The organism is Psychroflexus salinarum (genome assembly GCF_042677225.1).
Lineage (GTDB): Bacteria > Bacteroidota > Bacteroidia > Flavobacteriales > Flavobacteriaceae > Psychroflexus > Psychroflexus salinarum.
Window position 1 is genome coordinate 37,217 of record NZ_JBHTIV010000005.1, and the last position, 14,613, is coordinate 51,829.

General features: G+C 35.0%; 15 protein-coding genes. 7 read left to right on the top strand and 8 right to left on the bottom strand.

Annotation, left to right across the window (positions count from 1 at the left end; all coding sequences use genetic code 11):
* Positions 1-3: 3 nt before the first annotated feature.
* Positions 4-1,053, bottom strand: coding sequence for a thiamine-phosphate kinase (thiL, locus tag ACFQ0R_RS02445; RefSeq protein ID WP_379656786.1), 1,050 nt, complete (start codon positions 1,051-1,053; stop codon positions 4-6).
* Positions 1,054-1,192: 139 nt separating this feature from the next.
* Here thiL and ACFQ0R_RS02450 point away from each other — a divergent pair, with 139 nt between their 5' ends.
* Genes ACFQ0R_RS02450 through ACFQ0R_RS02465 form a run of 4 tightly spaced genes read left to right on the top strand, consistent with a single transcriptional unit; the run spans position 1,193 to position 5,787 of the window.
* A complete protein-coding gene (locus ACFQ0R_RS02450) occupies positions 1,193-2,608 on the top strand; it encodes a choice-of-anchor B family protein (protein ID WP_379656787.1) in 1,416 nt (471 codons plus the stop codon).
* Positions 2,608-3,972, top strand: coding sequence for a hypothetical protein (locus tag ACFQ0R_RS02455; protein WP_379656788.1), 1,365 nt, complete (start codon positions 2,608-2,610; stop codon positions 3,970-3,972). The genes ACFQ0R_RS02450 and ACFQ0R_RS02455 overlap by 1 nt, the downstream gene beginning before the upstream one ends.
* Before the next feature lies 1 nt (position 3,973).
* On the top strand, positions 3,974-4,738 hold the full coding sequence (locus ACFQ0R_RS02460) for an MbnP family protein (RefSeq protein WP_379656789.1): 765 nt from the start codon (positions 3,974-3,976) through the stop codon (positions 4,736-4,738).
* 5 nt (positions 4,739-4,743) lie between these two features.
* Complete coding sequence (locus ACFQ0R_RS02465) at positions 4,744-5,787, top strand: cytochrome-c peroxidase (protein ID WP_379657436.1); 1,044 nt, start codon at positions 4,744-4,746, stop codon at positions 5,785-5,787.
* 1 nt (position 5,788) lies between these two features.
* Here the strand turns inward: ACFQ0R_RS02465 and ACFQ0R_RS02470 are convergent, their stop codons facing one another.
* Positions 5,789-7,558, bottom strand: coding sequence for a glycoside hydrolase family 15 protein (locus tag ACFQ0R_RS02470; protein WP_379656790.1), 1,770 nt, complete (start codon positions 7,556-7,558; stop codon positions 5,789-5,791).
* A gap of 80 nt (positions 7,559-7,638) precedes the next feature.
* Here ACFQ0R_RS02470 and ACFQ0R_RS02475 point away from each other — a divergent pair, with 80 nt between their 5' ends.
* The 3 genes from ACFQ0R_RS02475 to ACFQ0R_RS02485 all read left to right on the top strand — a co-directional run bounded on the left by ACFQ0R_RS02475 (position 7,639) and on the right by ACFQ0R_RS02485 (position 10,552).
* The gene (locus tag ACFQ0R_RS02475) at positions 7,639-9,846 is read left to right on the top strand and encodes a bifunctional alpha,alpha-trehalose-phosphate synthase (UDP-forming)/trehalose-phosphatase (RefSeq protein ID WP_379656791.1); all 2,208 of its coding nucleotides are present in this window, start codon (positions 7,639-7,641) and stop codon (positions 9,844-9,846) included.
* Positions 9,847-9,853: 7 nt separating this feature from the next.
* Positions 9,854-10,093 (top strand): hypothetical protein, encoded by a 240-nt coding sequence (locus tag ACFQ0R_RS02480; RefSeq protein WP_379656792.1) that lies wholly within the window; start codon positions 9,854-9,856, stop codon positions 10,091-10,093.
* A gap of 192 nt (positions 10,094-10,285) precedes the next feature.
* Positions 10,286-10,552 (top strand): hypothetical protein, encoded by a 267-nt coding sequence (locus ACFQ0R_RS02485; RefSeq protein ID WP_379656793.1) that lies wholly within the window; start codon positions 10,286-10,288, stop codon positions 10,550-10,552.
* 118 nt (positions 10,553-10,670) lie between these two features.
* Here the strand turns inward: ACFQ0R_RS02485 and ACFQ0R_RS02490 are convergent, their stop codons facing one another.
* From ACFQ0R_RS02490 to ACFQ0R_RS02515, 6 genes are all read right to left on the bottom strand, one after another.
* Positions 10,671-11,576 carry a DUF3078 domain-containing protein gene (locus ACFQ0R_RS02490; RefSeq protein ID WP_379656794.1) on the bottom strand — a complete coding sequence of 302 codons (906 nt, stop codon included), beginning with the start codon at positions 11,574-11,576 and terminating at the stop codon, positions 10,671-10,673.
* A gap of 85 nt (positions 11,577-11,661) precedes the next feature.
* On the bottom strand, positions 11,662-12,171 hold the full coding sequence (locus ACFQ0R_RS02495; protein WP_379656795.1) for a DUF2480 family protein: 510 nt from the start codon (positions 12,169-12,171) through the stop codon (positions 11,662-11,664).
* 3 nt (positions 12,172-12,174) lie between these two features.
* Positions 12,175-12,498, bottom strand: a complete 324-nt coding sequence (locus tag ACFQ0R_RS02500) for a DUF59 domain-containing protein (protein WP_379656796.1) — start codon at positions 12,496-12,498, stop codon at positions 12,175-12,177.
* Positions 12,499-12,502: 4 nt separating this feature from the next.
* Positions 12,503-12,937 (bottom strand): SufE family protein, encoded by a 435-nt coding sequence (locus ACFQ0R_RS02505; RefSeq protein WP_379656797.1) that lies wholly within the window; start codon positions 12,935-12,937, stop codon positions 12,503-12,505.
* Positions 12,930-13,370, bottom strand: coding sequence for an META domain-containing protein (locus ACFQ0R_RS02510; RefSeq protein WP_379656798.1), 441 nt, complete (start codon positions 13,368-13,370; stop codon positions 12,930-12,932). Before ACFQ0R_RS02510 ends, ACFQ0R_RS02505 begins: the two co-directional genes overlap by 8 nt.
* Positions 13,367-14,605, bottom strand: a complete 1,239-nt coding sequence (locus ACFQ0R_RS02515) for an aminotransferase class V-fold PLP-dependent enzyme (RefSeq protein ID WP_379656799.1) — start codon at positions 14,603-14,605, stop codon at positions 13,367-13,369. The genes ACFQ0R_RS02510 and ACFQ0R_RS02515 overlap by 4 nt, the downstream gene beginning before the upstream one ends.
* Positions 14,606-14,613 lie beyond the last annotated feature (8 nt).

Below are 14,613 nucleotides of genomic sequence, written 5' to 3' on the forward strand. Positions count from 1 at the left end.
ATTTTAATCTTCATCTTCCATTCCGTTCCACCCTCTAGCTTTTATTGGAATTTTTGTATTCATCCTAGAAATAAGATGAATTCCCTCGCTTTGTTCTGCCATATGTCCTATCACAGTCAAGTTGGGGTTTGCTTTTATCTTGTCAAAATCCGACTGATCTATGGTAAACAACAGCTCATAATCTTCACCTCCATTGAGCACAACCGTTGTAGAATCGAGTTCAAATTCTTCACAAGTTGAAATACTCATTGGGTCAAGTGGCAATTTATCCTCAAATAAATTAGCACCTACTTTAGAATTCTTGCATAAGTGCATTAATTCTGAAGATAAGCCATCACTTATGTCTATCATAGAAGTAGGTTTAACTCCCAAGGCTTTCAATAATTCTACAATATCTTTTCTTGCTTCAGGTTTCAGTTGACGCTCAACAATATAAGTATATTTTTCAAGTTCTGGCTGTGCATTAGGATTTACCTTAAAGACTTCATTTTCTCTTTGCAATACTTTTAAACCTAAAAACGCACCACCCAAATCACCAGACACAACCAGCAAATCATTTGGTTTTGCTCCGCTTCTGTAAGTTATGTCTTCTTTTTTAGCCTGACCTAAGGCTGTAATACTTATTGTAATACCTTTTACGGCAGAAGTGGTATCTCCACCAACTACATCAACATTATAAAGTTCTGCTGCTGCAGTAATACCACTATACAATTCTTCAAGAGCCTCTACTGTAAATCTATTAGAACAGGCTATAGAGACCGTGATTTGTTCTGCTTGAGCATTCATAGCATAAATATCCGACAAGTTAACCATGACGGCTTTATATCCTAAATGCTTCAATGGCATATAAGCCAAATCAAAATGCACACCTTCTACCAAGAGATCGGTCGTCACAACAGTAAATTTATCATGATTTAAGACAGCAGCATCGTCTCCAATACTTTTAACAGTTGAAATCTGCTTGACTTTAAAAAACTGGGTAAGATGATCTATCAGGCCAAATTCCCCTAGTTCAGATAATTTAGTTTTGCTGTCTTTCGTATTTTGAAACATGTCATTTTATTTTGAAAAGCAAAGTTACTCAAAAGGATTTGTAAAGTTGTAAACGAAATTTAACAAATGTGATTACCCTTTAAAAAACATATTAATGAGATGAAACTATTTTAACTACATTTGTTTTAAAATTAAGATTTTGAAACAAATACTCATTCCTTTTATCAGCTTTTTTGCATGCGCTCTTGCTCATTCTCAAACACCATGTGAGAATGGGTTTGCTGGACAATATCCTTGTAATAATTATGATCTTATGTCACATATAGATCTCAATGAACTTTCAGCAAATGCTGGGAATGATTCCTGGGGCTGGACAGACCCCCAAAATGGAAAAGAATACGCTCTTATGGGCTTATCTAACGGAACTGCCTTTATAGACATATCAGATCCGATCAATCCTAATTATTTAGGTAAACTACCTACTCATACACAAGCTAGTTCATGGAGAGATATAAAAGTTTATAACAATTATGCATTTATTGTTTCTGAAGCTTCAGAACACGGCATGCAAGTGTTTGACCTCACAAAGTTAAGAAATGTGACTAATATGCCTACAACATTTTCAAGTGATGCTCATTACGACGGTTTCGGAAACGCTCACAACATTGTCATAAACAATGATAAACCATATGCGTATGCAGTAGGGACTTCCACTTTCGGCGGAGGTGCTCACATTGTGGATATTTCGAATCCACTTTCCCCTTCTTTTGCAGGAAGCTATTCAGCTAGCTTTTATACACATGATGCTCAGGTAGTCACCTACAACGGACCAGACAGCGAATATGTAGGTAAGGAAATTTTTCTAGGAAGTAATGAAGATGAGATTGTTTTTGTAGATGTGAGCATTCCAACTAACCCGGTTTTAATTTCCACAATTTCCTATAGTAATATTGGCTATACTCATCAAGGATGGCTTACTGAAGATCATCGTTTTTTCTTTTTAGGGGACGAGCTTGATGAGATTAATTTCGGGTTTAATACCAAGACAGTAGTTTTTGATCTAGAAGATTTAGATAATCCATCTATACATCAAGAATATTTTGGACCAACTTCTGCCATAGATCATAATGGATATATACACGAAGGTATTTTTTATTTATCGAACTACTCAGCAGGTTTACGCATGGTGGACATTTCAAATGTAACTTCGCAAAGTATTTCTGAAGTCGGTTATTTTGACACCTATCCTGAAAATGATAATGGAAGTTTTGATGGAGCTTGGAATAATTATCCTTATTTTGAAAGTGGGAATATTATAATAAGTGACATTAATAGAGGCTTTTTCCTTGTACGAAAATCCGGCACTTTAAGTTCATCTAGTTTTGATAAAAATAGCTTTTCAGTTTATCCAAATCCAGCTAAATCTTTTGTTCAAATAAAAGACTCATCTCAATCAATAAAAATTATAGAACTATTCAACCTACTAGGGCAGAAAGTTCTTACAAAAGAATTTGACAATGAAAGTGAAATTAAAATAAATATTGAATCCTTTAAGTCAGGCGTTTATTTACTCAAAATCAATAATTCATTAACAAGAAAATTTGTTATAAAGTAATGTTCAAAAAAGTTGTTTTCCTCTTTCTCATATGTCTCTTAATCTCATGCTCGAGTGATGATGATAATGAACAAACGAATGAAGTCCAAGAATTTTTGGGTGAAATTGATTTGGTTAAAACTATAGGCGGATCTCATCAGGACGATTTTCTTTCTGTAGTAGCTACTCAAGATGGTGGCGCTGCTGCTTTTGGTTTTACCCAAAGTAATGATGGAGATATTGTCGCCAAATCTACGACAGATAGTGATTACTGGCTTGTGAAATTTGATAAGAATCTTAATATAGAATGGCAAAAAGTATTTGGAGGCAGTAATGATGATCGCGGACAGGACATGATTCAAACTTCAGATGGGGGTTTTATAGTTAATGGTTTCACCAGAAGTATAGACGGCGACATCACTCAAAATTCCGGATTCCAAGATTATTGGGTGGTTAAACTTGATGCTAATGGAGGGATTTTATGGGAAAAAAGCATAGGTTTTTCTGGTAATGACCGCGGTTATGGCATTACAAACACAAATGATGGAGGTTATTTCGCTACTGGGTTCCTAGATGTAACAGCCTCTGGTGGAGAAGGAAACGATAATTATGGAAATAACAAAAATAAATTTGAGCAATCCTTTCCAAAACATGGCGTGGGTGAATATTGGGGTATTAAACTTTCTAGCGAAGGCAAAATAGAATGGAGAAGATATTTTGGAGGAACAAACAACGACAGAAGTTATAATGCATTACAAGCAATAGACGGAGGTTTTATTCAAGTTGGTCATTCTGAAAGTGATGATTTTGACATTACAGAACCTAAAGGCAGTTATGATGTATGGGTAGTGAAAACAAATGTGGATGGAGGTTTGGAATGGCAAAAGAATTTTGGAGGAAGTAATATTGAAATTGGATACGGTGTTATCAAAACCGACGACAACCATTACATGCTTATAGGTGATACAAGAAGCAGTGACAAAGATGTTGAAAGCCTCAAAGGGAATGCTGATGTATGGATTATCAAGTTTGATAAGGATGGAAATAAAATATGGGAAAATACTTATGGAGGACCCAATTTTGACTCTGGAAGATCTATTATACCAATTGGTAATGATGAATATTTTATAACAAGTAGCTCCCAAAGTGAAACCGATCAATTATCTTCGAATTATGGGCTTAATGATTTATGGACATTTATTATTGACGGCAATGGAGACTTAAAATGGCAACAAAATATTGGTGGAAGTAATCTTGATTTTGGAAACGATGCTGCAGCAAATACAAAAGGTGACATATTTGTAGTGGGCAGCACTGAAAGTGAGGACAACGACTTCCCCATCAATAAAGGTGACAAGGATGCATTTATTTTAAAACTCAAATGAAATGATAAAGATAATAAATATACTCGCTATCTTTTTTTTGATGTCTTCTTGTAGTAGTGATGATAATAGTTCTAGTGAAACCAAAAATATTGCTATAACATTTGCAAATGAAATTAATGGTCACCCGATTGTTTTAAACTCTGAATTTTATCAAAATTCATCTGGTGAATCTTTTTCAATAAATAAATTGAAATACATCATCAGCAATATTGAACTTGTAAAGGAAAATGGTGAAATTTTCACCTACCCAATTGATGAAAGTTATTTTTTAATAAACGAAGAAAATCAAAAGGGTCAAATATTAAATCTAAAAAATATTCCTATAGAAAATTACAGATCACTGAGGTTTGGAATTGGTGTAGATCAATCTAATTATCCACTTAATGGTGTAGATAACTTTGTACCTACAGCAGAAGAAAATCAAATGTTGTGGAGCTGGTCTGCAGGTTATATTTTCTTCAAAATAGAAGGAAGCTATCAAGTTTCTGAGAATAACCAAGAAGAAAATTTTTTATTCCACATTGGAAGTCACGGGACAAATTTAGATAATTATAAAACTGTTGTGTTATCATCAGAATTTGATTTGGATTTGAGAGATAAAGATTTGATAGCTGTGAAAGCTGACCTGGAAAAACTATTTAACTCTACACATGAAATAAGCATTAATGATAAGCCCGACATTCAAGTAGATCTTGAAAATGCTCCCCAAATTGCTGAAAACGTAAGTCAAATGTTTTCTTTAATATCTATAAATACATCAAATTAATACCTATTGTGAAATTTTCTATTTTAATTATTTCTCTTATATTTTGTTTCGCTTGCACTAACGAAGACAATGATTACGTAGAAATTTCTGAGAATAAAAGATTAGATTTTCCTCAACCTGATTTTTTTCCTCAACCCGTTTATGATTTAGATGAAAATCCTCCTACCGAAAAAGGTTTTGAGTTGGGTAAAAAATTATTTTACGACGGGAGGCTTTCCTCCACCGGAGTCATCTCCTGTGGCTTTTGTCACATCCAAGAATTTTCATTTACACACCACACCCACGAGGTTAGCCATGGTGTAAATGGAGCTCTGGGTACAAGGAATGCACAACCTTTGGTCAATTTGGCTTATTTTAATGAGTTTTCCTGGGATGGTGCAGCACCTCACCTAGATGCATTTTCTATTATCCCTATCACTACAGATATAGAAATGAATGAAACGGTTACCAATGTATTGAACAAACTTGAAAATAACGAAGAGTATATTGACCTTTTCTCTGAGGCTTTTGAAAACGGAGAAGTCAATACTAGAAATATGTTCAGAGCTTTGTCTCAGTTTATGGTAATGATGGTATCTGCAGATACCAAATACGATAAAGTCCTAGAGGGCAACGCCGTATTCACTGAAGCTGAAGCTGCAGGTAAAGCCTTGTTTGATTCCAAATGTTCTGGTTGTCATGAAGGTATTCTTTTCACTGATCAATCTTACCGAAATAATGGTTTACCTATTGATCCCATATATAATGATATAGGCAGAAAACGAGTGACTGGTCTTGAAACAGACAAATACAAATTCAAAGTTTCTTCCTTAAGAAATATAGCTGTAAGCTTACCCTACATGCATGATGGAAGATTCAAAACCCTAAAAGAGGTGTTGGACTTCTATGACTCTGGAGTAGAAGCGACAGATAATCTCGACCCTAGCCTAGAAGAGGAAGGACGATTGGGTATACCCCTAACCGAAACAGAAAAACAAGATCTTATTGCTTTTCTTAAAACCCTTACCGACGATAATTTTTTACTGGACCAGCGTTTTTCTGAATTTTAACCTAGTTTGCTTTAGACAAATTAATAGCCGTTTCAATTAAAGCCAGATGCGAATAAGCCTGTGGGAAATTTCCCAATAAACGTTTGGTTTTAAAATCTATATCTTCACTCATTAGGCCTAAATGATTGGAGTAACTAACAAGTCTTTCAAACTGACGTTTAGCTTCTTCAGCTTCACCTATTTTATACAAACTATTAATGTACCAAAACGTACAAATGGTGAATGAAGAACTTGGCAAGCCAAAATCATCTCTATTTTTATACCTGTATAAAAGTCCGTCGTTGGTAAGATCCCTGCCAATGGCTTTTACTGTACTCACATACTTTGGATCTTTGGCATCAATAAATCCATAGGATTCCATTAACAGTACAGAAGCGTCTAAATCTTTTGACTCATAAGACTGTGTAAAAGCCTGCACTTCTTCATTCCAAGCATTTTCAAAAATATCATTTTTGATGGCTTGTTCCAGAGTTTTCCATCTCTCAAGTTTAGAGGTTTTATTGAATAATTTTGAAATTTTTATTGCTCTATCAATCGCTACCCAGCACAAAACTTTAGAAAAAGTAAAGTGTCGCTCTTCTGTCCTAAATTCCCAAATTCCTTTGTCTGCTTCATGCCAATGTTTACCAACCACCCAAGCAATACCTTTGGTAATTGTCCATAACTCCTCTTTATTATCCGCATCTGACTTGAATTTCAACAACTCCTGATGAATAACATCCACCAAAATTCCATAAATATCATTTTGTTTCTGTGCATAAGCTGCATTCCCAATTCTAACTGGCTTAGAATCCATATATCCTGAAAGATGCGTAAGTATTTTCTCTGTAAGCTCTTTCTCCTTATTAATACCGTACATGATTTGAAGTTTCTCATTTTTATCGGGGATCAAATCAATAATAAATTGAAGGTAGCGTTTAGTCAATCTCGTATGACCAAGTTGTGAGACAACTCTCACCACCATAGAGGCATCTCGTATCCAACAAAATCGGTAATCCCAATTCCTCACTTCCCCAATAGTTTCGGGCAAAGAAGTGGTTGCTGCAGCAAGAATAGCCCCAGTTTTTTCATAACTCAATAATTTTAGTGTCATTGCACTTCTTAAAATCATATCATTATACCTATCAAAACGTGGTGTATTATCTGTCCAGTTGATCCAATAAGCTAGGGTCTTTTCAAAATCCCGTTCTATAAAATCCATACTCGGCAAGTCTATTTTTTCATTGTAGGATAGAAGAAAAAAAACATCCTCTGTCAATTCTATTTCTTCGGAATTTGTCACGGCTTGTTTTGGAAGAGAGGTATATAGAAATAACGAATCAAATTCATCTTCCTCTGTAAGAGCTACGATAAAGTTTTCTTTTATATAAATTTCAGTATGACCTAAGGCATATTCTAATTTTGGGAAATAATCCACTTTGAGTTTCGGAACACCTTTAGTCACTTTTAGATACCTGATGACTTCTGGCGGAGCATGATAAACTTTTTCTGTTTTAGCATACCTAGGTAAAAAATCGTAAACCTCAAAACCTGCTTCTTCAGAAGTAAATTCAGTTTTTAAAATACAGGTGTTTTCGACATAAGTCTGAGTAATTGCATATGAATCGTTTACTTTAAAAGCGAATTGACCTCCTTTTTCATTATCAAGTAATTTAGCAAATATTGAAGCCGAATCAAACTCTGGTAAACAGCACCAATCCAATGAACCTGTCTCTGACACTAAAGCAGCTGTTCTACAATTTCCAATAATTCCATAATTAAGATTATTCATATATTTAAAGTATTTGGAGTATTAAAATCATATTTTTGATAAAAATAAAGTAAATAATGTGAGTTAAAGAAATATTTATTATGAATAAAACAATAATTGTTTCCAATAGGCTGCCTTTACAAATAAGTATAGAAAATGAAGAGTTAGAAGTTACACCTAGTGTTGGAGGACTTGCTACAGGTTTAAAATCTGTACACAAAGACGGTAACGGGATTTGGATAGGATGGAGTGGGATAACACAAGAAGAGCTAGACCCTAGGCTAGAAGCTGAAGTAAATGAAGCTATTACCAAAGAACAATGCGTATCTGTAAATCTCACCGAAAGTGATTTAGATCTGTATTACTATGGATTCAGTAATCGTACTCTTTGGCCTTTATTTCATTACTTTATTGAATATACAGAATATAATACAGAATCCTGGGAAGCTTACAAAAGGGTCAACCAGAAGTTTGCAAATAAAGTGCTGGAATATGCAGAAGATGGTGACAAAATCTGGATACAAGATTATCAATTATTACTCGTCCCTGCCCTAGTAAAAAAAAACAAGCCTGATATTTCTATCGGCTTTTTTAATCATATTCCTTTTCCATCCTACGAGATTTTCAGAACCTTTCCAAAACGAAAAGAATTATTACGAGGGATGCTTGGAGCAGATCTTATTGGTTTTCATACCTACGATTATGAACGGCATTTCTTAAGTTCAGTAAAGCGAATTCTGAGCCTTGATGTCAACTTCAATAAGGTTACTTACGAAAATCGAATTATCAAAGTAGATTCTTTTCCAATGGGAATTGATTACAAGAAATTTAAACAAGCTGCGCTAGATCATGACAAAATGAATGAAGATGAAAAATCTGAAATTCAGAAACGTCTTGACCAACATTTACAAAAAGAAGATGGTGTAAAAATGATTCTCTCTATTGATAGAATGGACTACACTAAAGGCATCCCTAATCGAATCAAAGCTTTTGAGTATTTTTTAAATAAATATCCTGAGTTTCATGAAAAAATTAGATTGATTATGTTGGCCGTACCCTCCCGCTCCCAAGTACCTCAATATCAAAAACTAAAGCAGGAAACCGATGAACTCGTCGGAAGAATCAATGGTAAATATTCTACGGTGAGTTGGACGCCTATCTGGTATTTTTATAGAACCTTACCCTTTAAAAATTTAATAGATCTTTACACTTCATCTGATATTGCACTTATCACTCCTGTAAGAGATGGAATGAATCTAGTCGCCAAAGAATATGTTGCTACAAGAACTAGAAAAGATGGCGTTTTGATACTAAGCGAAATGACAGGTGCTTCAAAAGAACTAAATGAAGCTTTACTTATAAATCCATTCAATTTTGAGGAAATTGCTGATAGTATAAAACAAGCTTTAGAGATGCCTGTACCTGAACAGAAACAAAGAATGATAGCGCTCCAAAAGCGGGTTTCAAGATATAGTGTAAAAAAATGGGCCAACGAATTTATGAATTCGCTTCATCAAGTTGATAAAGCCTACCATATCATCCAAGCCAAAAAAATTAAAAAGAAAGATCTTGAAGTTTTTAAAACACGAATGTCATCAAACAAACAGAAGATATTGTTTTTGGATTACGATGGAACCTTAGTCAACTTCACGAACAATCCTCTAGACGCAAAACCAGACCAAGAATTATTTTCTATCCTAAATAAATTAAATGCTAAGAAAAATACTAAACTTGTTATCATAAGTGGTAGAGATAAAAAAACACTCAACAAGTGGTTTGGTCATACTCCATATATATTGGTATCAGATCACGGAGTTTCTATGAGACTAGAAAGCGAAAATTGGAAAACTATGGAACGTCTCAAAACAGATTGGATGGAAGATGTGCTCCCCGTTTTGGAAACCTTTGTGGACAGAACTCCAGGAACTTTGGTAGAGAAAAAGAAATTTTCACTGGCTTGGCATTACAGAAACACCGATGTAGAATTAGCAGAAAAACGCTTGGTAGAAATCAAAACAGTATTGACAAGTTTTATTTCGAATACAGATCTTACCTTGCTGGAAGGAAATAAAGTCATTGAGATAAAAAGCAGTAAAGTGAATAAAGGCAGAGCTTGTTCAAATTTAGTCAGCCTATTCCCTTCTGATCACATTTTTGTTTTTGGCGATGATTGGACAGACGAATTCATGTTTGAAGAACTCCCTGAACGAGCACTAAGCGTAAAAGTTGGGGTGCAAAAGACTAAAGCCAACTATTATGTGAAATCGGTTGAGCAAGTGAGAGAACTTTTAAAAGCAATGATTGAATAAAAATTTAATGAACAGACAAATCAAATTAATTTGGGATTTTCGAGGTCCCAACGCAGAGAAAACAGCCGAGCATCACGAAATCCATCTCAAAGATTTCTTAAAAATAAATGCGATGGACAATCATCTAACTGGTGTTGAACAAATAAATGAGTTTCATTTTTTAGCATTCCTTGTTGTGGATGAAGTACAAATGAAAGACTTTAGAGACCGACTTAAACCTCATCGAGGACAGGTTTATACTCCTTGATATTTAATGATTTATTTGAATAATGAAATGCTCTAATAAGATTATTTATGCTTCAATTCTTTTATTGGTAAGCGTAAAAGATTAAGGAACTCAACCCTCAGAAAGGCTGTTAATAACCCACTTAGAATTGTAAAAGCCTTGCATGGGAAAACTTAAACCACACCAGACGTATACTTAAGAATAAATAACATAATGAACATCAACCCAAAGGCTAAAACCCCTAAGCAATTAAAATCGAATCTAACAAAGTTTAAAGTGCTAAGCATACTTATCATTGCTTCTTCATCTACTTTATTAGGTGTTTGCATTTATGGCATATTGATGAAAGAGGAAACGTCAACATTTATGACTTTAATCGTAATAGCCATATCTTGCGGTGCTATATTACCCTTACAACTTATAAATATAAAGCGAATAAGATCTGAGCTTAAAGCCAGAAATGAAGCTGAGTTAAATTGATAACATGTAATAACTTTCCTAAAAGCCGCACGCTTCTGATAGAACTGAAGATTCAGAAATTCCAGAATACTTTGGGGTAGAGTTGAAAAGGATACCAAAGCTAAGCGCCTAAAAATATTTAGAAGTCGTAGTTAAACCCTACGCCCAAAACTTCTCTTACTTGGAAACCTTTCACGGCATTGTCATCATATATAGTCTGGAAAGTGAAGTTAGCTGAAATATATTTATTTACACTCATAACCAAATTGAGAGTGTAGTCGATATCAACGTTTTGAGGATCTTCCAAATAGTTAGAATATAATCCTAAGACGTTACCAACTGTGATGTTTTCCATCAACTTGAATTTGACGAAGGCATTTACAGACGCCCCGAATTCTGTGCGAATAGAACTGCCTTGATCTAAACCAAAAAAATCACCATCTACGTAACCTTGAGTTGTTGTGAACTTACTATTGGCGGTAATAATACGCCCAGTCACAGGAGAAATGTTTACTCGTATGTCGTCACTGTGCTTCCACAACGCACCCAAACCAAGCTGAGTAAAAGCTGGGGACATAAACTCTGTCTGTAGAGTTCTGGTTTCATTCCCGTTGGCATCTTCACCAAATTCATAACCTTTAGCAAACTGAGTTCTAAAATTCATAAACGCTGAGGTGTACCATTTAGACTTACCGATTTGACGTCCAACTGTGGAATTGATTTCCAGACGATCGTTGGTTTTCCTATTAAATTCTTGGTTTTTGGTCTTATTGATACCGTAATCTCCAAGAATTTTAGTATCCCAGGTGTATTTACCTTTGTTGTAGTTAATATCGTAATTGACCACTGCATTGGCTGAGTAATTGCTAGTTCCGCCACCTTGCCACTCACTATTGAAGGCGGCTTGATTGATCAAAAATTGAAAGTTACCTTCAAAATTCCAGATTGAATCTTTTGGTGTAGTAGAGTTGGAATCGGATTGGGCAAAAGTGATAACCGTAGCAAAACAGATGAGTAATGCACTTAATAGACTATTTTGATTCATTTCTAGCTTTTTTACGGCTACAAATGTAAATAATTATATAAGATAAGGTTGTTACAAAATCAAATTATGATAATGAAGCAAGAATTTAGTTTTTAGGCCTTTTGTAGAGTGGCACTGCGGAACAGGCTTCTCCATACATAATGGATTTAGCGACAGGCTGTAGTTTTTGTAGAGCCATCAAATAGGCATTTTCTGGCACGGGTTTATGAGAACATCCTTTGATGATAACAGGTTTGTCCTGGTATTCTGAAACATCGAGATCGCTTAAGACTTCTTCATAAAGAATAGAGTTCAATAGTTCATAATCTCCGTAAACTACCTTTCTGGATATACCTTGCAAATATGAAGTAATAAGCAAATAAGCCCACCCAGGCACTATGGCTTCGCTTGAACAATGCAAAGCCACATAAGTATCTTTGTATTGTGACCAGTCGTGATGTTTTAAAGTTTCTCTGAAGTCCTTTTCCTTTAGGATTATACCTTCAAACAACCAATCTTTAATGTTGATCATTTGTCTGTTTCCATTTGGATAATACTCTTCCAAATTGAAAGTTTTAAGTGAACTCTGAGCTACTTTATTGACGATTTCTGCCATAATTTACAACATTCCCAATTCTAATTTTGCTTCTTCACTCATCAAGTCCTGTGACCAGGCGGGGTCAAATGTCAATTCAACCTCACATTCATTCACCCAGTCCAGAGACGCTGATTTTTCTTTGACTTCCTGAGGCAAAGATTCTGCTACCGGGCAGTTAGGCGAAGTTAAAGTCATTAAGATTTTAACGTCATTATCTTCATTTACAAAAACATCGTAAATCAAACCTAATTCGTAAATATCAACAGGAATTTCAGGATCGTAAATGGTTTTTAAAACTCTTACAATATCTTCTCCCAATTGTTCTGTATTTAGTTCTTCAGCCATAATCTTAAGCTTTATTATTTTGTTGGCTATTGTAAGCAATAGCGTACATTTTCATTTGTTTTATCATACTTACTAGGCCGTTGGCTCTGGTAGGCGATAGGTGTTCTTTGAGGCCGATTTCGTCGATAAAACTTGTATCGGCATTGATGATATCTTCGGGCTTTTGTCCAGAAAATACTCTTATCAGAATCGCAATAATGCCTTTGGTAATGATGGCGTCACTATCTGCTGTAAAATCGACTTGGTCATCATCCATTTCGGCATATACCCATACTCTACTCTGGCAACCTTTGATTATATTTTCTTCAGTTTTGTGCTTTTCGTCGATAAGCGGTAGAGATTTACCAAGTTCTATCATGTATTCATAGCGCTGCATCCAGTCTTCAAACATGCTAAATTCCTCAATTATCTCTTCTTGTCTTTCTTGAATACTACTCACTTTTTTCTTGCTTTTTGGCTTTGATGACGATTTCTCCGTCTTTGTTTTTTAAATTAATTTCTTGCTTTGAGTTTTCAAATTGAGTTACAGATGCTGCCTTTTGGAAAAATAAATTTTCCATTTCCATGGCATCTTCACAATACATCTTGGTAGCAGAAGCATAACCTAAATCTAGTTTACCATCCTTTAATTTATAACTAAAATTATAATTATTGCAACCTGAATACCCAGATATTGTTGAATTTTCAGGGTTAACCTTTAAAGTAAGTTTGGAATTTGAAACCTTTTTATCTCCGAGTTGAGTAACTACGTAATCTTGATCTAATAATTCTTCTGAAGTCATTTTACCCTGAGTTAAAGCTTTACAAGAACCAAGCAAAAAAGCAATTGATAATAACATAGCACTAACTTGGACGTTTAATATTTTTTTCATGATAGCATTGATTTAGCTTTCTTTAAAGCAGTTGTGAAAGAGTCAATTTCTTCTTTTGTATTGTAAAATGAAAAAGAAGCACGGACAGTTCCTGGTATTTTGTAAAATTCCATTATAGGTTGAGCACAATGATGGCCGGTTCTTACTGCAATCCCCATTTTATCTAAAAGGGTTCCTATGTCATAAGGGTGAAGCCCTTCAATATTGAAAGATAATACAGCTGTTTTTCGATCTGGTGTTGACCCATAGATTTCTACTCCTTCAATTTTCTCGATTTCTGAAGTAGCATATTTGAGCAATTCCATCTCATAAGCTGCAATAGCATCAAACCCGATGTCATTCATATAATCCAAAGCTGCCCCAAAAGCAATTCCTCCAGAAATGTTTGGTGTTCCTGCTTCAAACTTGTGAGGCAATCCTGAGTAAGTCGTTTTTTCGAAAGTTACTTCAGAAATCATTTCGCCTCCACCCTGATATGGGGGTAACATATTCAAAAGCTCTTCTTTTCCATATAGCATACCTACTCCAGTTGGACCACAAATTTTGTGAGCTGAAACTGTATAGTAATCAATATCCAATGCTTGTACATCTGCTTTAAGGTGTGGTGCCGCTTGAGCCCCGTCTATTAAAACTCTAGCATCTACTGCATGAGCCAAATCTATGATTTCTTTTATAGGATTAATAGTCCCTAAAGCATTGGATACATGGTTAACGAAAACCAACTTGGTGTTTTCATTCAAAAGTTCCTTGTAAGTTTCCATTTCTAATTCGCCATTATGCGACATAGGGATAACTTTCAATTTGGAACCTGTCTTCTGACAAAGCATTTGCCAGGGTACAATATTGGAATGGTGTTCCATCGCCGAGACTAAAATTTCATCTTCAGGTTTCAAAATAGAAGCATAACCATTGGCTACCAGATTGATGCTATGAGTTGTTCCTGCCGTCAAAATAATTTCATGAGCAAATTCAGCATTGTAGTGCTTCCTCACTGTTTCTCTGGCAGATTCATAGGCATCCGTAGCAATTTGTGACAATGAATGCACTCCTCTGTGTATATTGGCATTTTTGGTTTCGTAATAATCTACGATACAGTCTATCACTTGCTTCGGTGTTTGCGAAGTTGCTGCATTATCAAAATACACCAAAGGATTTCCATTTATTTCTCTGTGTAAGATTGGGAAATCTTTACGGATTTTATCTATATCTAAAATTTGTTCAGAAGTATTCGTCATGTTTCGTT

What these genes read in the sequence shown, in the direction of transcription:
- ACFQ0R_RS02490 (WP_379656794.1), bottom strand. Translation starts at nt 11,576, where the DNA reads ATGAATCAAAATAGTCTATTAAGTGCATTACTCATCTGTTTTGCTACG.
- ACFQ0R_RS02495 (WP_379656795.1), bottom strand. Translation starts at nt 12,171, where the DNA reads ATGGCAGAAATCGTCAATAAAGTAGCTCAGAGTTCACTTAAAACTTTC.
- ACFQ0R_RS02475 (WP_379656791.1), top strand. Translation starts at nt 7,639, where the DNA reads ATGAATAAAACAATAATTGTTTCCAATAGGCTGCCTTTACAAATAAGT.
- ACFQ0R_RS02485 (WP_379656793.1), top strand. Translation starts at nt 10,286, where the DNA reads ATGAACATCAACCCAAAGGCTAAAACCCCTAAGCAATTAAAATCGAAT.
- ACFQ0R_RS02500 (WP_379656796.1), bottom strand. Translation starts at nt 12,498, where the DNA reads ATGGCTGAAGAACTAAATACAGAACAATTGGGAGAAGATATTGTAAGA.
- ACFQ0R_RS02515 (WP_379656799.1), bottom strand. Translation starts at nt 14,605, where the DNA reads ATGACGAATACTTCTGAACAAATTTTAGATATAGATAAAATCCGTAAA.
- ACFQ0R_RS02455 (WP_379656788.1), top strand. Translation starts at nt 2,608, where the DNA reads ATGTTCAAAAAAGTTGTTTTCCTCTTTCTCATATGTCTCTTAATCTCA.
- ACFQ0R_RS02480 (WP_379656792.1), top strand. Translation starts at nt 9,854, where the DNA reads ATGAACAGACAAATCAAATTAATTTGGGATTTTCGAGGTCCCAACGCA.
- ACFQ0R_RS02470 (WP_379656790.1), bottom strand. Translation starts at nt 7,558, where the DNA reads ATGAATAATCTTAATTATGGAATTATTGGAAATTGTAGAACAGCTGCT.
- ACFQ0R_RS02510 (WP_379656798.1), bottom strand. Translation starts at nt 13,370, where the DNA reads ATGAAAAAAATATTAAACGTCCAAGTTAGTGCTATGTTATTATCAATT.
- thiL (WP_379656786.1), bottom strand. Translation starts at nt 1,053, where the DNA reads ATGTTTCAAAATACGAAAGACAGCAAAACTAAATTATCTGAACTAGGG.
- ACFQ0R_RS02460 (WP_379656789.1), top strand. Translation starts at nt 3,974, where the DNA reads ATGATAAAGATAATAAATATACTCGCTATCTTTTTTTTGATGTCTTCT.